A 19,940-nucleotide genomic window follows, 5' to 3' on the forward strand; every position below is an offset into this window, starting at 1 on the left:
TCAGAATTTCGCGACGACGCCGGCCATGGGACGGATCGAGTGGAAATTGCCCGTCGTATCGGCCTGGACGCGCAGGCGGATATTGCTGCTCTGGGCCGAACCGCCCATGTCGGCGGGCGACAGTTCGACGCCGGCGCCATAGGTCATGCCGTGATAGTCGCGGCTATCCTTGCCCAGCGCATCGAAATTGGTCCACTGATAGCCGACCTTGGTGAAGATCATGCTGTCCTTGCCCGCCTTCACGCCGACACGGCCCGCGGCGCCATATTCCCAGTCGATGTCGCCCGACACGCCCTTGGACGCGGTGCCCTCGACGCCCAGCACCAGCGGCCCGGCGACATTGACGTTCACGCCCGCCACGCCCTCGACCATACGACCCTTGTAGCCGACCGGCGGGATGCCTTGCTTGCTGGTTTCGCTGTCATAATTATGCACGCCCCCCATCACGCCGACATAGGGTTCGATGCGTCGGGTGGACGAACCGGCGTCATCCTGCGCCATGGCGGCGGCAGGCAACAGGAACGCGGCGGCGGCTGCCGAAAAAAGCAGTGTCTTCATGGGGTGACCCTTTGTCTGTTGTGGATTTTTTGCGCGGCGGTGTGGACCCGCCGGGCCGATGCGAGCGCTCAAAGCGGCTGCGATCGACAGGAGGAAGAATGACCGGACCCGCCCGAAGGTTTCCTGAACGATCCACAAAATCCGGTCAGCAGGCGATTATGTGACGGAAAGAACACGCTTTCTGTCGCCCCGATGAACGAAGGCCGGCTTTTCTGAACCTGCGATAAACGCTGGCGCGGAAAGGATAATCCATTCACAACCAATTCAACCGGCGCGCGTTACGCAAGGCATCAGATGGAGATGAGGAGAAAGGCGATGACGGGCATCCGACATCGGTTCCTGGCGGTAATCGGATTTGCAGGCGCGCTGGCCCTGGGCGGTTGCGCCTATGATGACGGCTATGGCTATGGCGGTGTGAGCGTAGGCAGCGGCTATTATGGCAATGGCGGCTATTATGGCGACGGCTATTACGGACCGTCGGGCTATTATGACAGCGGCCCCTATGGCGGCTGGTACGACAATTATTATTATCCGGGCAGCGGCTATTATGTCTACGATCGCGGCGGGCGACGCCAGCGCTGGAATGACGGCCAACGCCGCTATTGGGAAGGCCGCCGGGCCGAGCGCGGCGACGATGGCCGTTGGCGCGGCCGGGACCGGGATCGGGATCGGGACGGCAACTGGCGCGACCGCGATCGCCAGCCGGGCAATAACGGCAACTGGACACGCCCTCCCCAAGGTTCGGACAATGGCGACCGCAACTGGGGACGGGATCGCAATGACGGCCGGGGTCGCGACCGTTGGCGTGGCAATGACAGCGCGCGGCCCACGCCCCAGCCGGGCCTGCGCCAGCCGCAGTTCCGGCCCAAGGTCCAGCCCCAGGTCCAGCAACAGCCGCGACCGCAGATGAACCAGCCGCGCCCGCAGCGCGACTGGGGCGGCGGTGGGCGCGGGCGTGAACCGACAGCCCGGATTCGCCCGAACTGATGCGGCGATCGACGAAGACCGCCGCCCTGCTCTCCCTCCTTCTCGTCGCGGCCTGCGACGGGCGGGAGGAGAGTGCGATCGACAATCTCGCCAATGGCGCCAATGCGGCGCAGGTGGAAAATAACGTCCGGGCGGAGGCGATGGCGGTGATGGAACCGCTCAAGCCACCCGCGCCCGGCACGCCCGGCGGCCTGCCCGTCGATCCCGCCCCGGTCGCCGAAGGATCGATCGATCCGGACAGCGCGCAGGGCGCCGCGCAGGTGGTGCAGGGCTATTATGGCCTGCTGGAGGAAAAGCGGTTCGAGGATGCGCAGGATCTGTGGGACCAGAGCGGCGCGATCGGATCGCAGGACGATGCCCATTTCGCGGCGCGCTTTCGCGGCTTCAGCGAGATTCACGCCAATGTCGGCGCGCCGTCCGACCCGGAAGGAACGGCCGGATCGATGCATGTGACGGTGCCGGTGCAGGTCTATGGGCGCATCGCTGCCAATGGCCGCCCCTGGCATGTGCTGCGGCAGGTGGTGTTGCGCCGCGTCGATGACGTCCCCGGATCGACCCAGGAACAACGGCGCTGGCATATCGAAACGATCGGGGCTTATCAGCCGCCGGTGGATGCGCCCGGCGCGGACAACGGCGCGGAGGCGCAGACCATTTCGATGACGGACGGGATGGCGAAACGACCGTAGACGCTGGCAAGGCGATTGCCCGATCGATCGTCGCACCGCCTTCCGCTCGCAATCATGATGATGCGTCACCGCCTGTAAAAAAGGGCGCCCGGTCTTCGCGACCGGACGCCCTTTGCCATGCGGTCCAGGCTGATGTCAGGCGACGGTCGCCGTAACGATCTTGCCCGGCGTGCGCGGCGGCTCGCCCTTGGGCAGGGCATCGACATGCTCCATGCCCGACGTCACTTCGCCCCAGACGGTGTACTGGCCATCGAGGAAGGTCGCGTCGTCGAAGCAGATGAAGAACTGGCTGTTGGCGCTGTTCGGGTTGGACGAACGGGCCATGGAGCAGACGCCGCGGACATGCGGCTGACGGCTGAATTCCGCCTTGATATCCGGCTTGTCGGGGTGGCCGCCCATGCCGGTTCCGGTCGGGTCGCCGCTCTGCGCCATGAAACCGGGGATGACGCGGTGGAAGACCACGCCATCGTAAAAGCCTTCCTTCGCGTTTTCCACGATGCGCGCGACGTGGCCGGGGGCCAGGTCGGGGCGCAGCTTGATCACGACGTCGCCGCCGCTGTCGAGGGTAAGGGTAAGCGTTTCGTCGGCCATGAAGCATCCTCTCATGTGGGAAGGGGTAATGCCCCCCATATAGAGGCTTCAAAAAGGGATGGAAGTTTCTTGTGGAGAAGCCGTTCCCCCGGCTTCACCCCATTGCAATTCCATGTTGCATGGGCGAAAGCAGCCGGATGTTACAGGAACCGGACAGTAGGGGGCGCCATGAGCGAGCGCGGCGATCCAGCCGAACCCCTGTTGCATGGGGCAGATACTGACGAAGAGACGATCGTCGAACAGGCTGAAACGAGCCTGGACGAGGATGATCGGCTGAAGCCCGAATTCCTGTCCGCCGTGCTCGACGCGGTCGAGGATGGCGACAGCGAAACCGCGCGCGACCTGGTGTCGCCGCTCCACCCCGCCGACATTGCCGACCTTCTGGAACTGACGCCGTCGGAACGGCGCGCCGATGTCGCCGCCGCGCTGGGAGACCTGGTCGGCGCGGAAGTGCTGTCCGAACTGAACGACTATGTCCGCGACGACCTGATCGGCGCGCTCGCGCCCGAACAGCTCGCGGAATTCGCCGCCGAACTCGACACCGACGACGCCGTCGCCATCATCGAGGATATGGAGGAGGCCGACCAGCAGGCCGTCCTCGACGCGATGGAGCCGGAAGACCGCGCCGCGATCGAAAGCGCGCTGTCCTACCCGGAGGAATCCGCCGGTCGCCTGATGCAGCGCGATCTGGTCGCGGTGCCGGAACATATGACGGTCGGCCAGGTCATCGACTATCTGCGCGACAATGCCGACCTGACCCGCGATTTCTGGGAAATCTATGTCGTCGATGCGGCCCATCGGCCGATCGGCTATTGCCAGTTGAGCTGGATACTGACCTGCCCGCGCGGCATATCCATGGCCGACCTGATGAAGCGCGAACAGACGCTGATCCCGGTCGACATGGACCAGGAAGAGGTCGCCCTGCGCTTCCAGAAATATGCGCTGATCTCCGCCGCGGTGATCGATTCGTCGGGCCGGCTGGTCGGCATGATCACGGTCGATGACGTCGTCCACATCATTTCCGAGGAAGCCGGCGAGGATATTCTCCGCCTGTCGGGTGCGGGCGAAGGCGACATCAACGAGCCCGTCATGGACAGTTATCGCGCGCGCGTGCGCTGGCTGCTGACCAATCTCGTCACCGCACTGGTCGCGTCCACCATCATCGGCATTTTCGAAGGCACGATCCAGAAAATGGTGGCGCTCGCCACGTTGATGCCGATCGTCGCCGGGGTCGGCGGCAATGCCGGCAGCCAGACCATGGCGGTCACCGTGCGCGCGCTCGCCACCAACCAGATCACCGGGTCCAACGCCCGCCGCACCATCGTCCGCGAAATCCGCGTCGCGTTGCTCAACGGCGTCACCGTGGCGCTGGTGCTGGGGCTGGGGGTCGCCCTGGTGTTCCAGAATATGGCGCTGGGCGGCGTGATCGCCGCCGCGATGGTGACCAACATCGTGACGGCGGGCCTCGCTGGGGCGGCGGTGCCGCTGGCCTTCGACCGGCTCAATCTCGATCCCGCCGTCGCCTCCTCCATCTTCGTGACGATGATCACCGATTCGATGGGTTTCCTCGCCTTCCTCGGCCTCGCCACGGCGGCGGGATTGACCGGCTGACGCGGGTTCCCATCTAAGGTCCATGCCGCTTCACATCACCAAGATCGCGTTCCGCAGCGAAAGCCCCGCCACCCTGCGCGCCTGGCTGGAAAGCCATGAAGGCGAGGCGCGGACCACCACCCGCTACCTGCCCAAGCGGGTGGAGGAGATGGCGGGCGGGTCGCTCTACTGGATTCACGGCCACAGGCTGGTCGGCCGCAGCCCGATCCTGGGCTTCGAGGAGACGGGTCAGGGCCGCTACTGGATCAGGCTGGAACCGCGGCTGATACCGGTGCGCGGCAAGCCCAAGCGCGCCCATCAGGGCTGGCGCTATCTCGAAGACGCGGACGCCCCGCCCGACCTGGACGGGGACGAGGCGGACGAGCTGGACGCCATGCCCGCCGCGCTGCTGGGGGAATTGAGCAAATTGGGGCTGGTGTAGGGCGAAATGCCGCCATATCTCCGTTCGCTTCGAGCGAAGTCGAGAAGCGGATAGCACTGTGATGGCGTTTAGCGTCGCCGAACTCGGCTCTGCCTTGTTTCTCGACTTCGCTCGAAACGAACGGAGGTTGTTCGTCCGGTGAGAGCCTAGCCGCTGTTCCGCAGCGCCGTCGCGATCGCGTTGATCGACAGTTCGATCCCTTCCTTGATGCGCGGATCGTCCTCGCCCGCGCGGTGGCGTTTCAGCAATTCGACCTGCAACAGGTTCAGCGGCTCGATATAGGGCAGGCGCAGCCGGATGGATTCGTCCAGCGCCGGGTTTTTTTCTAGCAGCCGCGACTGGCCGGTCGCGGCCAGCAGTCCGTCATGCGCCTGTTGCCACCCCTCGCGAATACGACCGAAAATCGCCTCGCCCGCCGCCTGATCCTCCACCAGCGGCAGGTAGCGCGCGGCGATGCCCAGGTCCGACTTGGCCAGCACCATCTCCAGATTGGCGAGCGCGGATTGCAGGAAGGACCAATGCTGCCCCATGTCGGCCAGCAGCGCCTTGTCCTCGAATGCGGCCAGCGCCTGCCCCACGCCATACCAGCCCGGCAGCATCACCCGCGCCTGCGCCCAGCTGAACACCCAGGGAATGGCGCGCAGATCCTCGATCGCATGGCTATTGGTCCGGCTGGCCGGGCGCGACCCGATCTTGAGGCCCGATATCTCCTGGATCGGGGTCAACTGACGGAAAAATTCCTTGAACCCCTCGGTGCCGTAGACGAGGTCGCGATAGGCGGCGAAGGCGTTTTTCGACAGCGCGTCCATCGCCGCGCTGAATCGGGCGGCGTCGCGGTCCGACACGCCTTCCGGCTCCAGGCTGGCGAGCAGGGTCGCACTGGTCATCGCCTCCAAATTGGTCATGGCGACGTCGCGCGTGCCGAACTTCGCGGCGATCACCTCGCCCTGTTCGGTGATGCGGATGCGCCCCTGCACGCTGCCGCGCGGCTGCGCCTGGATCGCCGCGAAGGCGGAGCCGCCGCCGCGCCCCACCGCGCCGCCGCGGCCGTGGAACAGTTGCATCGCCGCCCCGGCGTCGGCGAACACCGGCTCCAGCGCCTGGCTCGCCTTGTACAGGCTCCAGGTCGAGGTGATGTAGCCGCCATCCTTGTTGCTGTCGGAATAGCCGATCATCACTTCCTGATGGCCCCGCGCCTTCACCACGCCTGCGATTTCGGGCAGGCCGAAATAGGCGGTCATGATGGCGGGCGCAGCCTCCAGGTCGGCGATCGTCTCGAACAGCGGGATCGCCATGATCGCGGCCTGCGGCGGCGCGCCATCAACCCCCGCCTGCCACAACCCCGCTTCCTTGAGCAGGATGTTGACCTCCAGCATGTCGGACACGCTTTCGGCCTTGGAGATGATATAATGGGTGATGCAGGCCGGGCCGTAGAGCCGGTGCGCCGTGGCGGCGGCATGGACGATCGCCAGTTCGGACGTCGTCTCCTCGCCATAGGCGGAAAAGCGCGATCCCAGCGGGCGATTGCTGGCCAGTTCGCGGCGCAGCAGCGCGATCCGCGCATACTCGTCGAGCGCGCAATAGTCCGCCTCGACCCCCGCCGCCTTGAGCAGTTCCGCCACCACCCCCTCATGCACGGCGCTATTCTGCCGCATGTCGAGCGTCGCGAGGTGGAAGCCGAACGTCTCCACCGCGCGGATCAGCCGCCCCAGCGCCCCGCCGGTCGACAGCGCGCCGTCGCCTTCGCTCGCCAGCCCCTGCGCCACCGTCACCAGATCACGGCGGAACTCCTGCGGCGTCGCATAGGCGTCGCCCTTCAGGCTGGACGGCCGCGCCGGTTGCCCACCCGTCAGCGTGGTGCATGTGGCCGCCAGCCGCGCATAGATGCCGGACAAAGCGCGGCGATAGGGTTCGTCCTTGCGGCTGGGCGATGCGTCGCCGCTCGCCTCGGCCAGGTCCAGCACCGCATGGGGCACATGGGCGAGTTCGGTCGAGAGCGACAGTTCCGCCCCCAGAGCATGGAGCGCGTCGAGATAATAGGCGATCGCCGCCTGGCAGCCGCGTTTCAGCGCGAACTCCAGTTGCGGCGCCTGGACGAAGGGGTTGCCGTCGCGGTCGCCACCGATCCACGACCCCACCCGCAGGAAGCTTTGCGGCCGCGCGCCCAGCACCCGCTCCCACCGCGCATAGAGGGCGGGCAGCACCGGCAGGAAGGTGTCGCGGAAATAGGCGAGGACATTGTCGATTTCGTCGGCGACGAACAATTTTTCCCGCCGCAGCGGGCGCGTCTGCCACAGCAAGGCGATCTGGCGGAAGATCGCCTCGTCCAGATTTTCGCCCTCGTCCGTCTCGATCCGCCCCGCATCCTTGAGGTGCATCAGGTCGGCGATGCGATTCTTGTGGTCGATCATGCTCTTGCGCCGCACCTCGGTCGGGTGGGCGGTCAGGACCGGCACCATCAGGCTGTGCGCCAGCAGACCCAGCACCGCATCCTTGTCGATGCCATGCGATTCCAGCCGCGCGACCGCCGACGCCACATCCGCGCCCGGCTCCGCCGCCACCCCCTGCCGGTCCTCTGCCAGGTTGGCGAGCATCGAGAAGAGCATGAAACCACGGGTGAAATTGAGCGTATCGTCGAGATCGAGCGCGTCCAGCCCGCTATCGGTCAGGTCCGCCCCCTGCAATCCCCGCGCCCGGTCGACCGAGGCGGAACGGATATATTCGGTCTGCTTGTAGAGCTTGTCCCCCCCATAGGCGCGAATGACGTCGCCCAGCAGCCGCCCCAGATAGCGGATGTCGGGATTCTGCGTGATCGCAGGGGCTGAGGGGGAGGAGGAAAGAGTCGCCATGGGGGGCGATGCTGCATTGCAACAGGAGAAGGGTCAAGCGGAGGATGCGCAAAGGCGAGCGAAAGGGCCGGGGTTTGTCCTACGCCCATCTGCCAGACTAGCCGGCCGACATCGGCATCATGGACTCTGAGCCGAATATCAGGAACAAGCTGAGCCGGGATAAATTTACAGCGGTGTTTTTGGCGCAATGCCTAGAAGCTATCGGAGCATCATCGTTGCGGCTGTCGGATGGCTAGCGCTCACGGCTGCGTCACCAGAACATCAGGCCGCTGATCGCAACCAACGCTATGCCGATAATGCCAGCGCCAAAGCATTGCAGAACATTGCCTCTGCCATTCAGCAAGCGAATGAACGGCCAGAGCCAGATGCAGGATGCAAAGCTGGTCAAGACGCCCGTAATTCCGATCTTTGCGCCCAATGGAAGGCTGCGGATGCTGCTTGGACTTCGGCAGTGTGGACCGAACGGACATTCTGGCTGGGGATGCTGGGCACTATTATCGGAGCTTTCACGCTCACCGCTGCTGGCTTTGCCGCTTGGTATGCTCGTGAGGCAGCGCGTCATACTAAAGCGGGCGCAGATGCTGCCGATGAAGCGGTTAGATTGGCCAAGGTCCAAGATAGACCTCATCTTATAATCATCGAAATCGGTATAGAACGGCTCCAATCGTACATAGACGGCGCGGCTGAATTGCCTATTGGGTTCGTCAATTTTAAAAATTTTGGATCCGGCCCAGCGTGGATTCTACACGACGCTTGCGAATTTAAGTTTGGATACCAACCAGAGCTTGACGCGGTCTTTAAATTTGTTGGAAAAAATAGCTCTGTCATTCCGCCCGGAGAGAAATTCGTTCGAAATATGCAGCGAGCTAAACTGAATATCACGCGCGAAATGGCTTCCGATATTATCAATGGGACGTCCGCTTTTATCTGGGGTTTTGTCGAGTATAGAGGGTCGCGCGGCGAGATATACAGGAACAGCTATTGCGTATTGTGCGCTTATGCGAACGGGAGAATGGTGGGGTGGACGCAAATAGATATCCCCGGTTTGACCAGCTACACCTAACACCAACGCGATGACCCAGGCTAACACCGCTCACCGCCCACCGGGGGCATGCCCCGGATAAGCGTCGCCATCATCTGCGATACGTCCGCCATCGCTGGCGAAGCGTCCGTAATCGCCTTGGTGCATTTGCTACATAATGCCGGTGAAGACGGGAGAGGGCAAAGATGAGCAGATGGCGCACCCGCCCCCCCCTCCCACCTCTCGCCCCCCAAAATCCCCTTTCCTATTGCGATCTCCTCTGATCTATCCTCTTCAATGGATCAGCAAACCGCCGCGCCAGACCGCGCCCACTGGACGCCCGCCAAGCAGCGGCGCTTCCTCGTCGCCCTGCTCGAAACCGGCACCGTGGCCGCCGCCGCGCGCAGCGTCGGCATGTCGCCCACCAGCGCGCATCGCCTGCGCCGTCGCCTGGCCGGCACGATGTTCGACCGGAGCTGGGACTGGGCGCTGGCGCAGCATGGCGAACGCATGGCCGATCCGTTCGCGCCCGACCGTCCGCCCCCTACGCAACAGCCGCGCCAGTGACCCGCAAGGAACGCAGCCCTGTCCCACCCCCGCCGCAACCGCCGCGTCACGATGGCCCCACCATGACCCCGAAGGCGCGTCGGCGTGACCCTGCCATGACCCGATCGGTACGTCGGCGGGGCTTTGCGCTATCCTTGCCGGGGCTTCACCCGGACTATTGGCCCGATTCACCCGACAATGGTGTGAACTTCGGCGAACGCCCCATCCGTCCGCCAACCCCGCCCCCTTGCGCTCCCCCACCCCCTGCGCCAAAGACGCGATCGTGACCGCCAGCATCAGCATAGGGACCGACAGCCACGGCAAGGACGTGCTGGTCGATGTCGAGGAATTGCTCGCCACCCGGCTGCTCGTTCAGGGCAATTCGGGGTCGGGCAAGTCGCATCTGCTGCGTCGCCTGCTCGAAGAATCCGCGCCGATGGTGCAGCAGGTGGTGATCGATCCGGAGGGCGATTTCGTCACCCTGGCCGACGCCTATGGCCATGTCGTGATCGATGCGGGCGACTATAATGAGCGCGAGATCGTCAAGATGGCGACGCGCATCCGCGAACATCGCGCCTCGGTGGTGCTGAGCCTGGAGTCGCTGGAGCTGGAGGCGCAGATGAAATGCGCCGCGACTTTCCTGTCGACCCTGTTCGATGCGCCGCGCGACCATTGGTATCCCGCCTTGGTGGTGGTGGACGAGGCGCAGATGTTCGCGCCCGTATCGGCGGGCGACGTGTCGGACGAGGCGCGGCGGTTGTCCCTGGCCGCCATGACCAACCTGATGTGCCGGGGGCGCAAACGGGGGCTTGCGGGCGTGATCGCGACCCAGCGGCTGGCGAAACTCGCCAAGAATGTCGCGGCCGAAGCCTCCAACTTCCTGATGGGCCGCACCTTCCTGGACATCGACATGGCCCGCGCGGCCGACCTGCTGGGCATGGAGCGGCGGCAGGCCGAGCAGATTCGCGACCTGGAGCGCGGGCGCTTTCTGGGCCTGGGTCCGGCGATCGCGCGTCGGCCGGTCAATGTGAAGATCGGCGCGGTGCAGACCGGCACGCGCGGCGGCGCGCACAAGCTGATCGCCCCGCCCTCGACCAGCGGCGAGGATCTGCAGGAATTATTGTTCGCCCGCGGCGAGGAGGATATGCCGCCCCCCCCGCCGCCCCGCGCCGATCCTCCGCCCCGCCCGGCCGAGGAGATCATCCGCGCGCTCGCCGATGCGCCGTCGGCCCGGCCCGCCGCGCCGGAACTGGATTTCGGCCAGAATGAGCCGGTGGTGGTCGCCGTGCTGGAGGAGATCGTCGCCGATCTGGGCGACGCCCAGCCCAGCGTGTCGACCCTCTATCAGGATTTCGGCGTGCGCTGCCGGATGAAGGGCCTGCGCACCCCGCCGCTCGACCTGCCCGCCTTTCGCAAGCGCTTCGCCATGGCGCAGGCCGGGATGGCCGATGCGCATGATCCGCGCTGGGCCGATGCGATGAAGGCGGCGGAGCCTCTGCCGGAGGATATGCTCGCCCCCTTCCTGCTGATCGCGCGGGCGGCGATGGCGGGTCTGCCCTGCCCCGACGACGCGCATCTGGCGCGCGCCTATGGCACCAGTTCGCCCGGCCGGGTGCGGCGGCTGATCGACTATATGGAAAAGCTGGGCGTCATCGTCGCCCGCACCGATTTTTCGGGCAAGCGCTCGATCGGCGTGCCGGGCCTTGGCCTCTCGACCGCGGTGGCGGACGGATGACGGCGCCGTCCGTCTTGTTCGTCTGCCTTGGCAACATCTGCCGCTCGCCGCTGGCCGAAGCCGCGCTGCGGGCGGCGGCGGAGAAAGCCGGGATGGACATGGTCGTCGATTCGGCCGGGACCGGCGACTGGCATGTGGGCAGCCCGCCCGACCCGCGCGCGCAAGCCGTGGCGCTGCGCCATGGCATAGACATCAGCGGCTATGCGGGACGACAGGTGAGTGCCGCGGATTTCCGCCGCTTCACCCATATTTTCGCGCTCGACGCCGACAATCTCAAAAATCTGCGCCGCATCCGCCCGTCGGACGGAACCGCGGACCTGCGCCTTCTGATGGACCTGGTGCCTGGGCGCGAAGGGACGGGCGTGGTCGATCCCTATTATGGGGACGAGGCCGGGTTCGACCAGACCTGGGACGACGTCACCCGCGCCGCCAGGATGATCGTAAGGCAGGCACGGCCCTAGACGGGGCGAGGAAGGCGCTCCTCCCATGCGCCATCCATCTTGACGCGAGCGGTGGGCACTGTAGCTTCCTTCCACCCTATTCTCAGCCCGGTTGGACCGCCTATGCGCGCTGCCATGTTGCTGATTGACGCGGTGCCCGATGCCGGACCGTCCTCGTCCGGCCGCCCGCTTTTGCGCCTTTCGCCTGCCCGTCATTCCCTGCGGAGCGGTCGATGACAGTCATAACAGGGGGAGAGGAACATCCATGCAAATCGTCTATATCGCCATAGGGTGCGGCCTGCTGGCCATCATCTATGGCCTGATCACCAGTCGCCAGGTGTTGAGCCAGCCACCGGGCAATGACGCCATGCAGGCGATCGCCGGCGCGATCCAGGAGGGGGCCAAGGCCTATCTGGGCCGCCAATATACCACCATCGCCATCGTCGGCCTGGTCGTGGCCGTGCTGGTCCTCTATTTTCTGGGGATCACCTCCGCGGTCGGATTCCTGATCGGGGCGATCCTGTCGGGGGCGGCAGGGTTTATCGGCATGAACATATCGGTGCGGGCCAATGTCCGCACGGCCGAAGCCTGTCGCGGCACGCTGCAAAGCGGCCTGACGGTGGCGTTCCGCGCCGGCGCCATCACCGGGATGCTGGTGGCGGGCCTCGCCCTGCTCGCGATCAGTGTCTTCTTCTGGTATCTGACCGGCCCCGCCGGCCATGCGCCCGACGACCGGCTGGTGATCGACTCGCTGGTCGCGCTGGCCTTCGGCGCGTCGCTCATCTCCATCTTCGCGCGGCTGGGCGGCGGCATCTTCACCAAGGCGGCCGACGTCGGCGCCGACCTTGTCGGCAAGGTCGAAGCCGGCATCCCGGAGGACGACCCACGCAATCCCGCCGTCATCGCCGATAATGTCGGCGACAATGTGGGCGACTGCGCCGGCATGGCTGCCGATTTGTTCGAAACCTATGTCGTCACCGTCGGGGCCACCATGGTGCTGACCGCGCTGCTGGTCACAGGCGTGGACAACGCCTTCCTGATGAAGCTGATGGCGCTGCCCCTGATCGTTGGCGGCGTGTGCATCATCACCTCGATCATCGGCACCTATATGGTCCGCCTGGGCGCCAGCCAGTCGATCATGGGCGCGCTCTACAAGGGTTTCTGGACCACAGCGATCCTGTCGATCCCCGCCATCTACTTCGCCACCCAATATACGCTGGGCGACCTCAATACCGTGTTCGGCGCGGATCTGGACGGCTATGGCGGCTATACCGGCATGAAGCTGTTCTGGTCGATGCTGGTCGGCCTGGCCGTCACCGGTCTGTTGGTGGTCATCACCGAATATTATACCGGCACCAATTATCGCCCGGTCCGCTCGATCGCCAAGGCGTCCGAAACCGGCCATGGCACCAACGTCATCCAGGGGCTGGCAATCAGCCTGGAATCCACCGCGCTGCCGACTCTGGTCATCGTCGTCGGCATCATCGTCGCCTATCAGTTGGCGGGCCTGATGGGCATCGCCTTCGCCGCGACCGCGATGCTGGCGCTGGCCGGCATGGTGGTGGCGCTCGACGCCTATGGCCCTGTCACGGACAATGCGGGCGGCATCGCCGAAATGGCGCATCTGGACGATAGCGTGCGGGTGAAGACCGACGCGCTGGACGCCGTGGGCAACACCACCAAGGCGGTGACGAAGGGCTATGCCATCGGCAGCGCGGGTCTGGCGGCGCTGGTGCTGTTCGGCACCTTCACCCAGGATCTCGATTATTATGGCGCGGCGCTGGGCCTGACCGAACCGGTCGATTTCAGCCTGAAAAACCCCTATGTCATCGTCGGCCTGCTGCTCGGCGCGTTGCTGCCCTATCTGTTCGGCGCGATGGGCATGACGGCGGTCGGCCGCGCGGCGGGCGACGTGGTCAAGGACGTGCGCGACCAGTTCGCCACTAACAAGGGCATCATGGAAGGGACGTCGCGCCCCAATTATGCCCGTACGGTCGATCTGGTCACCCGCGCGGCGATCAAGGAGATGATCGTGCCGTCGCTGTTGCCAGTGCTGGCGCCGATCGTCGTCTATTTTGCGATCACGGCGGTGGCGGGCAGCGACAACGGCTTCGCCGCGCTGGGCGCCTTGCTGCTGGGCGTCATCGTGTCCGGCCTGTTCGTCGCTTTGTCGATGACAAGCGGCGGCGGCGCATGGGACAATGCCAAGAAATATATTGAGGACGGCCATCATGGCGGCAAGGGCAGCGAAGCCCATAAGGCCGCGGTGACCGGCGATACGGTAGGCGATCCCTATAAGGACACGGCCGGCCCGGCGGTGAACCCGATGATCAAGATCACCAACATCGTTGCGCTGCTGCTGCTGGCGGCGCTGGCGCACGGGGCCTGACAGCCCCCGATCGGAGGGGAGAGGCCACGCCTCTCCTCCCCTTGCCTGCGGCCCGGCTGGTCGTATAGCATCCTTGCCAACCTGTTTTTTAACCCTTTGTTCAGGGCAGAGGCACAGTGTGACCGTTGACGGTCGGCCTGACGGGGGCGGACCATGCCGCACCGGATTTCCTGTCATGCTTCACGAAGCGTGACCCAAGCCAGCCACCGGATGCCATGATATGCTGCAAGCGATTACCAACGACGAACCGGGCCGCATCGCTGCGCTGCGGCGCTATGAGATACTCGACACACCGACGGAAGGCGCGTTCGACAAGGTCACCAATCTGGTGCGGACGCTGTTCGGCGTGCCGATTTCCGCCGTATCGCTGATCGACAAGGACCGGCAATGGTTCAAGGCGATTGCCGGGCTGGACGTGCAGGCAACGCCGCGCAGCGTCGCCTTTTGCGATCATGCCATCCGCCAGAGCGACCCCCTCGTCATACCCGACACGCAGGACGATGTGCGCTTTCGCGACAATCCGCTGGTCACCGGCGATCCGGGCATCCGCAGCTATGCCGGCGTGCCGTTGCGTACGCCCGACGGCTATAATATCGGATCGCTGTGCGCCATCGATACCCGCGCCAGGGATTTCCCGGCCGAACAGATGGAGATTATGAAGGGCCTGGCCGCCATCGTGGTGGAACAGATGGAATTGCGGATGCTGGCCGAGCGCGACCATCTGAGCGGCGCCATGACCCGCCGCGCCTTCGTCGCCGAAATCGACAAGCGGATCGCGCTGTTCGTCCGGCACCAGCGGCCCGCCGCGCTGATCCTGCTCGACATCGACCATTTCAAACGGATCAACGACTGCCATGGCCATCCCGTCGGCGACCGGGTGATCGAGGCGGTGGCGCAATGTTGCGCCGGCCTGTCGCGTCCCAGCGATTCGCTGGGCCGGATCGGCGGCGAGGAATTCGGGCTGCTGCTGCCCGAAACCAGCGAGACGGAAGCGCTGGCCGCTGCGCGCCGTTTCTGTGCCGCGATCGAGGCGTTGGAGATCCCGCACGATCCACCGTTGCGCGTGACCGCCAGCTTCGGCGTGGCGGCGATCGGCCCCGGCCGCATGACAAGCCAGGATTGGCTCGCCGCGACCGATGCGGCGCTCTATGAGGCCAAGCGCGGCGGCCGCAACCGCGCGGTGCTGGCCCCGATCGAGGCAATCCGCGCGGCCTGACCACCCAAGCGTCATCGCTGTCGTAATGGATTGATTAACAGTGATTTTCAGGTGACGCTCCTTGCCTTCGCCCATATATTGATCCTGGGGTCGATCTTATGTCGGGGGGAATATGTCGCGCATAATCATGCTATTGGCCGGTACAGCCTTGGGCGGGAGCGCGCTGGCGCAAACGCCGCCGCCCGCGGCCGCGGCCCAGGCGCAACAATGGACGGTCCGCGATTTCGCCGCGCTGCCGCTGATGGAGCGGCCGAGCCTGTCGCCCGACGGGCTGCACATCGCCAGCCGTGTCGCGGTGAATGGCGAACAGCGACTGGTGATCGCCGACGTCTATGAAGGCCCCAATCGCATCCGGTCGATGGGCCTGGGCGACAATGACCTCAACTGGTGGAAATGGGTCAATGACGACTGGCTGATCGCCGGAGTCGGCAATGAATCCAACGTCCAGGGCATGCCATGGTATCTGAGCCGCGTCGTCAGCATCAAACGGGACGGCAGCAAGGTGACGCTGCTCGCCAAGAATGCCGCCGCGCAAAATGCCGATGACGTCATCTGGATCGCGCGCGACGGCAGCCCGCGCATCCTGTTGTCCTATCAGACCTCCATCTATTATTCCGAGCCCGGCTTCTGGCCGAAGGTGGACGAAATCGACATCAGCACCGGCCGGATGCGCAGCATCGTCGCGCCGCGGCAGCATGTGCGCGGCTGGTATGCCGATGCCGGCGGGACGGTGCGGATGGGCGTGGGCTATAATGACGCCAGCCGGACATCGACCCTGCTGTATCGCGCGGATGGCAGATCCAGCTTCCGCGTCGTCGATCGCGCCAACCGGCGACGCGACGAATCGATGGTGGTGCCGCTGCTCTTCACCGCCGATCCGGGCAAGGCGATCGCCAGCGACGATCATGAAGGCGCCGACGCACTCTACGAATATGACCTCGGCACGCTGGAACTGGGTCGCAAGATATTCGCCGCGCCCGGTTTCGACCTGGGCGGGATTGAGGAGGATGCCGCGGGAACCGGGCTGGCCGGGGTCCGCTACACCGCCGATGCGCCCGCGGTGCACTGGTTCGACCCCAATCTGGCGAAAATCCAGGCCGATATCGACAAGGCGGTGGGGGACCGGCGCGCGCGCATCATTTCCACCAGCCGCGACGGCCAGAAGATGATCGTCCATGTCGGCACACCCGACCAGCCGGGCGCCTATTATTATTACGACACGGCCGCCGGGGCGATGAGCGTGTTGTCGCGCGTCAGCGATCAATTCCCCGGCAAGACCCGCCTCTCCCCGGTCAAGACGATCCGCTACAAGGCGCGCGACGGACTGGAGATCGCAGCGGTACTGACCCTGCCGGCAGGGCGCGAGGCCAAGGATTTGCCCCTGATCCTGATGCCCCATGGCGGCCCCTTCGCCCGCGACAGCGAGGAATGGGACTGGTGGGTGCAGTTCCTGGCCTGGCGCGGCTATGCCGTGTTGCAGCCCAATTATCGCGGATCGGCGGGCTATGGCACCGCCTTTGCGGAAAAGGGCGAGGGGCAATGGGGCCTGGCGATGCAGGACGATCTGAACGACGCGGTCGACTGGGCCGTGGGACAAGGGATCGCCGACGCCAAGCGCGTCTGCATGGTGGGCGCATCCTATGGCGGCTATGCGGCCATGCGCGCCGCCCAGCGCGACGGCGGCCGTTATCGCTGCGCCATGTCCTATGCCGGCGTGTCGGACCTGGCGGCAATGATGCGCTATGACGGCCGCTTCCTGTACCATGGCACGCGCAAGGACTGGATGAAGGAACAGGCGCCTGATTTTACGGCCGTGTCCCCGGTGAACTTCGCCGCGCAATTTTCGACGCCGATCCTGCTGATGCACGGCAAAAAGGACCGACGGGTTCAAGTCAACCAATCCCGCGAAATGGCCGAGAAACTGAAGGCCGCCGGCAAGGTGGAGGGGCGCGACTATATCTATGCCGAACAGCCATTGGCCGACCATTTCTTCTCGCGCGAAGCCGATCGGATCGAGTTCCTCGAAAAGCTCGACGCCTTCCTGAAAGAGCATAACCCCGCATGACGCGGGACGAAGATACGAAACAGACATGCTCTGTCATCAAAATGCAATGCAATCGTCACCATGGAGTCATACAACCGTCATAGTGGCGCGGCACCGCCAAGGCCGGCGGTGGAGATGATGCCCGATGCGCCCGACCGCCCTATTCTTGTCCATGCTGGCCGTGCTGGCGCTGCCCGCCACCGCGCACGCCAGCGAGGACGAGCAACTTTGGACCACTGCCAGCGCCACGGTGAAGCTGGGCGAGCATTGGCGGCTGTCGCAGGAGGTGGTCGCCCGCTTCAGCGACGACCGCAAGGGCCTGTATGAAATCGAATCCAACACGCTGGTCGGCTACAAACTGTCCAAGGCGGTGACGATCTGGGCGGGCTATACCCATGATCCCCAATATGCCGGCGGCGACTTCACCGTGATGGAGCATCGCGGGCGTCAGCAGGTGACGTTCGACAATATCGCCAGGATCGGCCCGGTATCGGTCAGCGCCCGGATGCGGATGGAGGAACGGTGGCGCGAAGGCGTGGACGGCACCGCCTGGCGGCTGCGCCCCTATGTGAAGCTGGTCATGCCGTTCCGGGAAGGCGGCAAGACCGCGCTTGTGCTGAGCCATGAAAGCTTCTTCGACCTCAACAAGACCAATTTCCAGCGGGTCCAGGGCGAAGAACGGATGCGCAACCTGATCGCCATCACCACCCCGGTGGCGAAGAATGTGAATGCCGAGATCGGCTATCTGCACCAGCACGGTTTCCGCCGCCACGCCGACGACAGCAACGACAATGTCGCCTCCGTCTCGCTGAGCTTCAGTTTCTAGAGCCGTTTGCGATCCGATTAGATCGGATCAATCGCGCTCGTTTTTAGTGTTACGCGATGTCCGGGTCGTCAGATGATTGGCTTCGCCGAACTATCTTTCCATTTGATTGGAAATCGCTTTAGGGGCCGGGGCGATCCAGGCCGCCCCGGCCCTGCTTGCCGCCTCCGCCAGCCGGGCCTATAGGCGCGGCATGACCGCCGAACCGTACGCCAAGCAACTCGCCGCGCTGGAATCGCGCGGGCGGTTGCGTCGCCTGATCCCCCGTTCCGGGCGCGACTTCGCCTCCAACGACTATCTGGGCCTGGCCGGCGATCCGATCATCGCCCAGGCAGTCGCCGACGCGATCGGGCGCGGCGTGCCGGTCGGCTCCGGGGGATCGCGGCTGCTGCGCGGCAATGCGCCCGAACATGAGGGGCTGGAGACCAAGGCGGCCGATTTCTTCCGCACCCAGGCGGCGCTGTTCGTCGCCAACGGATACGTCGGCAATCTGGCGCTGTTTTCGACGCTGCCCCAGCGCGGCGACCTGATCGTTGCGGACGAACTGATCCACGCCAGCGCCCATGACGGCATCCGCATGAGCAAGGCGCAGGCCGTGTTTGCCCGGCATAATATGGTGCAGAGCTTCGCCGACCTGATCCTGGCCTGGCGCAAGGAGGGTGGAACGGGGCGCATCTGGATCGCGGTCGAGACGCTCTATTCCATGGATGGCGACATGGCGCCGCTCACCGACCTCGCCAGGCTGGCCGCGACCCATGGCGGGATGCTGCTGCTGGACGAAGCGCATGGCACCGGGGTCTTCGGGCCGGGTGGGCGCGGCCTGTCGGCCGGGCTGGACGGGCTGCACAATGTCATCACGCTGCATACGTGCGGCAAGGCGATGGGGGCGGAAGGCGCGCTGATCTGCGGCCCGCGCATCCATATCGACTATCTGATCAACCGCGCCCGCGCCTTCATCTTCTCGACCGCGCCGTCCCCGCTGATGGCGGTGGCGGCGTCGGCGGCGCTCGACCGGATCGAGCAGGCGAGCGACCTGCGCGACCGCCTGAAGACGCTGCGGCAGGATGCGGCCGAAGCGATCTGCGCGCCGCTCGGCCTGCCCTCGCCCCGCAGCCAGATCGTGCCGGTCATCCTGGGCGACGATATCCGCGCCATGGCGGTGGCCGCAGCCTTGCAGCAGGCGGGCTTCGACGTGCGCGGCATCCGCCCGCCGACGGTGCCAGCCGGGACAAGCCGATTGCGCATCTCGCTGACGCTCAACGTCGGCCGCGCCGATGTCGCCGCGCTGGGCCACGCACTCAGGAAGGCGATGGCATGAGGAGGGGCAGGGCATGAGCGTCCTGATCGTCACCGGGACCGATACCGGCATCGGCAAGACAGTGTTCGCCGCCGGCCTCGCCGGCGCGCTCGGCGCCCATTATTGGAAACCGATCCAGGCCGGGGTCGATCCGGAGGGCGACAAGGAAAGCGTCGCCACCCTGTCCGGCCTGCCCGCCACGCATATCCTGCCCGAAGCCTTTCGCCTGGCCACCCCCGCCTCCCCCCATCTCGCCGCGCGGATCGACGGCGTGGCGATCGGGCTGGACCAGCTGGCGCTGCCCCAGGTGGACGGAGCGCTCGTGGTCGAGGGCGCGGGCGGCGTGCTGGTGCCGATTTCCGAGACGTTGCTGATGGCCGACCTGTTCGCCCATTGGGGCCAGCCTGTGATCCTGTGCGCCCGCACGGGTCTTGGCACGATCAACCACAGCCTGCTGAGCATTGAGGCGCTGCGAGCGCGCGGCGTGCGCGTGGCGGGCATCGCCTTCATCGGCGAGGCGCATGACGAAAATGAGCGGATCATTCCGCAACTGGCGGGCGTGTCGTCGCTCGGCCGCTTGCCGCATCTCGACCGGCTCGATCCCGCCGCCCTGGCCGCCGCTTTCGCAGCCCACATCCGGCTTCCCGAATATTTCAACGATCGATAATTTTCGACCAACGACATGGACTTCATTCTTTGACGGGCGTTCAAGTCCGCGTCAGAACG

At 65.3% G+C, this 19,940-nt stretch carries 18 protein-coding genes; 15 read left to right on the plus strand and 3 right to left on the minus strand.

The genetic code is table 11. The features are described 5' to 3' along the window. A complete protein-coding gene (locus K9B33_RS17640) occupies nucleotides 1-558 on the minus strand; it encodes an outer membrane protein (protein WP_224550379.1) in 558 nt (185 codons plus the stop codon). A 315-nt stretch (nucleotides 559-873) separates the two neighbouring features. Here K9B33_RS17640 and K9B33_RS17645 point away from each other — a divergent pair, with 315 nt between their 5' ends. Next, nucleotides 874-1,545, plus strand: a complete 672-nt coding sequence (locus K9B33_RS17645; protein ID WP_224550380.1) for a peptidase — start codon at nucleotides 874-876, stop codon at nucleotides 1,543-1,545. Further along, complete coding sequence (locus K9B33_RS17650) at nucleotides 1,545-2,231, plus strand: hypothetical protein (RefSeq protein ID WP_224550381.1); 687 nt, start codon at nucleotides 1,545-1,547, stop codon at nucleotides 2,229-2,231. The genes K9B33_RS17645 and K9B33_RS17650 overlap by 1 nt, the downstream gene beginning before the upstream one ends. A gap of 135 nt (nucleotides 2,232-2,366) precedes the next feature. Here the strand turns inward: K9B33_RS17650 and K9B33_RS17655 are convergent, their stop codons facing one another. Further along, nucleotides 2,367-2,822, minus strand: a complete 456-nt coding sequence (locus K9B33_RS17655; protein ID WP_224550382.1) for a peptidylprolyl isomerase — start codon at nucleotides 2,820-2,822, stop codon at nucleotides 2,367-2,369. A gap of 168 nt (nucleotides 2,823-2,990) precedes the next feature. Here K9B33_RS17655 and mgtE point away from each other — a divergent pair, with 168 nt between their 5' ends. Both mgtE and K9B33_RS17665 read left to right on the plus strand, forming a co-directional pair. After that, nucleotides 2,991-4,433, plus strand: a complete 1,443-nt coding sequence (gene mgtE / locus K9B33_RS17660; protein ID WP_224550383.1) for a magnesium transporter — start codon at nucleotides 2,991-2,993, stop codon at nucleotides 4,431-4,433. Between the two features lie 22 nt (nucleotides 4,434-4,455). Continuing rightward, entirely contained in the window at nucleotides 4,456-4,854 is a 399-nt protein-coding gene (locus K9B33_RS17665) for a DUF1489 family protein (RefSeq protein WP_224550384.1), read from the plus strand. 146 nt (nucleotides 4,855-5,000) lie between these two features. Here the strand turns inward: K9B33_RS17665 and ppc are convergent, their stop codons facing one another. Next, nucleotides 5,001-7,703 (minus strand): phosphoenolpyruvate carboxylase, encoded by a 2,703-nt coding sequence (gene ppc, locus K9B33_RS17670; RefSeq protein WP_224550385.1) that lies wholly within the window; start codon nucleotides 7,701-7,703, stop codon nucleotides 5,001-5,003. A gap of 119 nt (nucleotides 7,704-7,822) precedes the next feature. On the opposite strand from ppc, the gene K9B33_RS23285 reads away from it, so the two are divergent. The 11 genes from K9B33_RS23285 to bioD all read left to right on the plus strand — a co-directional run bounded on the left by K9B33_RS23285 (nucleotide 7,823) and on the right by bioD (nucleotide 19,881). Then, nucleotides 7,823-7,939: a DUF6471 domain-containing protein gene (locus tag K9B33_RS23285; RefSeq protein ID WP_224550386.1), complete on the plus strand. Its 117-nt coding sequence runs from the start codon at nucleotides 7,823-7,825 to the stop codon at nucleotides 7,937-7,939. Beyond that, nucleotides 7,891-8,766 carry a hypothetical protein gene (locus K9B33_RS17680; protein ID WP_224550387.1) on the plus strand — a complete coding sequence of 292 codons (876 nt, stop codon included), beginning with the start codon at nucleotides 7,891-7,893 and terminating at the stop codon, nucleotides 8,764-8,766. Before K9B33_RS23285 ends, K9B33_RS17680 begins: the two co-directional genes overlap by 49 nt. Before the next feature lie 255 nt (nucleotides 8,767-9,021). Continuing rightward, the gene (locus K9B33_RS17685; RefSeq protein WP_224550388.1) at nucleotides 9,022-9,291 is read left to right on the plus strand and encodes a LysR family transcriptional regulator; all 270 of its coding nucleotides are present in this window, start codon (nucleotides 9,022-9,024) and stop codon (nucleotides 9,289-9,291) included. Nucleotides 9,292-9,553: 262 nt separating this feature from the next. Continuing rightward, entirely contained in the window at nucleotides 9,554-11,005 is a 1,452-nt protein-coding gene (locus K9B33_RS17690) for a helicase HerA domain-containing protein (protein WP_224550389.1), read from the plus strand. Beyond that, a complete protein-coding gene (locus K9B33_RS17695) occupies nucleotides 11,002-11,466 on the plus strand; it encodes a low molecular weight protein-tyrosine-phosphatase (RefSeq protein WP_224550390.1) in 465 nt (154 codons plus the stop codon). The genes K9B33_RS17690 and K9B33_RS17695 overlap by 4 nt, the downstream gene beginning before the upstream one ends. A gap of 244 nt (nucleotides 11,467-11,710) precedes the next feature. Beyond that, on the plus strand, nucleotides 11,711-13,834 hold the full coding sequence (locus K9B33_RS17700; protein ID WP_224550391.1) for a sodium-translocating pyrophosphatase: 2,124 nt from the start codon (nucleotides 11,711-11,713) through the stop codon (nucleotides 13,832-13,834). Between the two features lie 220 nt (nucleotides 13,835-14,054). After that, entirely contained in the window at nucleotides 14,055-15,050 is a 996-nt protein-coding gene (locus K9B33_RS17705; protein ID WP_224550392.1) for a sensor domain-containing diguanylate cyclase, read from the plus strand. Between the two features lie 112 nt (nucleotides 15,051-15,162). Further along, nucleotides 15,163-17,115: an alpha/beta hydrolase family protein gene (locus K9B33_RS17710; protein WP_224550393.1), complete on the plus strand. Its 1,953-nt coding sequence runs from the start codon at nucleotides 15,163-15,165 to the stop codon at nucleotides 17,113-17,115. Between the two features lie 124 nt (nucleotides 17,116-17,239). Then, nucleotides 17,240-17,920 (plus strand): DUF2490 domain-containing protein, encoded by a 681-nt coding sequence (locus tag K9B33_RS17715; protein ID WP_224550394.1) that lies wholly within the window; start codon nucleotides 17,240-17,242, stop codon nucleotides 17,918-17,920. 190 nt (nucleotides 17,921-18,110) lie between these two features. Further along, nucleotides 18,111-19,235 (plus strand): 8-amino-7-oxononanoate synthase, encoded by a 1,125-nt coding sequence (locus K9B33_RS17720; RefSeq protein WP_224550395.1) that lies wholly within the window; start codon nucleotides 18,111-18,113, stop codon nucleotides 19,233-19,235. Between the two features lie 13 nt (nucleotides 19,236-19,248). Continuing rightward, entirely contained in the window at nucleotides 19,249-19,881 is a 633-nt protein-coding gene (gene bioD / locus K9B33_RS17725) for a dethiobiotin synthase (protein WP_224550396.1), read from the plus strand. Nucleotides 19,882-19,940: the final 59 nt, after the last annotated feature.

Source organism: Sphingobium sp. 3R8 (assembly GCF_020166615.1).
In the GTDB taxonomy this organism is placed as follows: domain Bacteria; phylum Pseudomonadota; class Alphaproteobacteria; order Sphingomonadales; family Sphingomonadaceae; genus Sphingobium; species Sphingobium bisphenolicum.

Excerpts from the sequence above, each read along its gene's own strand:
- K9B33_RS17640 (WP_224550379.1), bottom strand. The coding sequence starts at position 558 with ATGAAGACACTGCTTTTTTCGGCAGCCGCCGCCGCGTTCCTGTTGCCT.
- K9B33_RS17645 (WP_224550380.1), top strand. The coding sequence starts at position 874 with ATGACGGGCATCCGACATCGGTTCCTGGCGGTAATCGGATTTGCAGGC.
- K9B33_RS17650 (WP_224550381.1), top strand. The coding sequence starts at position 1,545 with ATGCGGCGATCGACGAAGACCGCCGCCCTGCTCTCCCTCCTTCTCGTC.
- K9B33_RS17655 (WP_224550382.1), bottom strand. The coding sequence starts at position 2,822 with ATGGCCGACGAAACGCTTACCCTTACCCTCGACAGCGGCGGCGACGTC.
- mgtE (WP_224550383.1), top strand. The coding sequence starts at position 2,991 with ATGAGCGAGCGCGGCGATCCAGCCGAACCCCTGTTGCATGGGGCAGAT.
- K9B33_RS17665 (WP_224550384.1), top strand. The coding sequence starts at position 4,456 with ATGCCGCTTCACATCACCAAGATCGCGTTCCGCAGCGAAAGCCCCGCC.
- ppc (WP_224550385.1), bottom strand. The coding sequence starts at position 7,703 with ATGGCGACTCTTTCCTCCTCCCCCTCAGCCCCTGCGATCACGCAGAAT.
- K9B33_RS23285 (WP_224550386.1), top strand. The coding sequence starts at position 7,823 with ATGGACTCTGAGCCGAATATCAGGAACAAGCTGAGCCGGGATAAATTT.
- K9B33_RS17680 (WP_224550387.1), top strand. The coding sequence starts at position 7,891 with ATGCCTAGAAGCTATCGGAGCATCATCGTTGCGGCTGTCGGATGGCTA.
- K9B33_RS17685 (WP_224550388.1), top strand. The coding sequence starts at position 9,022 with ATGGATCAGCAAACCGCCGCGCCAGACCGCGCCCACTGGACGCCCGCC.
- K9B33_RS17695 (WP_224550390.1), top strand. The coding sequence starts at position 11,002 with ATGACGGCGCCGTCCGTCTTGTTCGTCTGCCTTGGCAACATCTGCCGC.
- K9B33_RS17700 (WP_224550391.1), top strand. The coding sequence starts at position 11,711 with ATGCAAATCGTCTATATCGCCATAGGGTGCGGCCTGCTGGCCATCATC.
- K9B33_RS17705 (WP_224550392.1), top strand. The coding sequence starts at position 14,055 with ATGCTGCAAGCGATTACCAACGACGAACCGGGCCGCATCGCTGCGCTG.
- K9B33_RS17710 (WP_224550393.1), top strand. The coding sequence starts at position 15,163 with ATGTCGCGCATAATCATGCTATTGGCCGGTACAGCCTTGGGCGGGAGC.
- K9B33_RS17715 (WP_224550394.1), top strand. The coding sequence starts at position 17,240 with ATGCGCCCGACCGCCCTATTCTTGTCCATGCTGGCCGTGCTGGCGCTG.
- K9B33_RS17720 (WP_224550395.1), top strand. The coding sequence starts at position 18,111 with ATGACCGCCGAACCGTACGCCAAGCAACTCGCCGCGCTGGAATCGCGC.
- bioD (WP_224550396.1), top strand. The coding sequence starts at position 19,249 with ATGAGCGTCCTGATCGTCACCGGGACCGATACCGGCATCGGCAAGACA.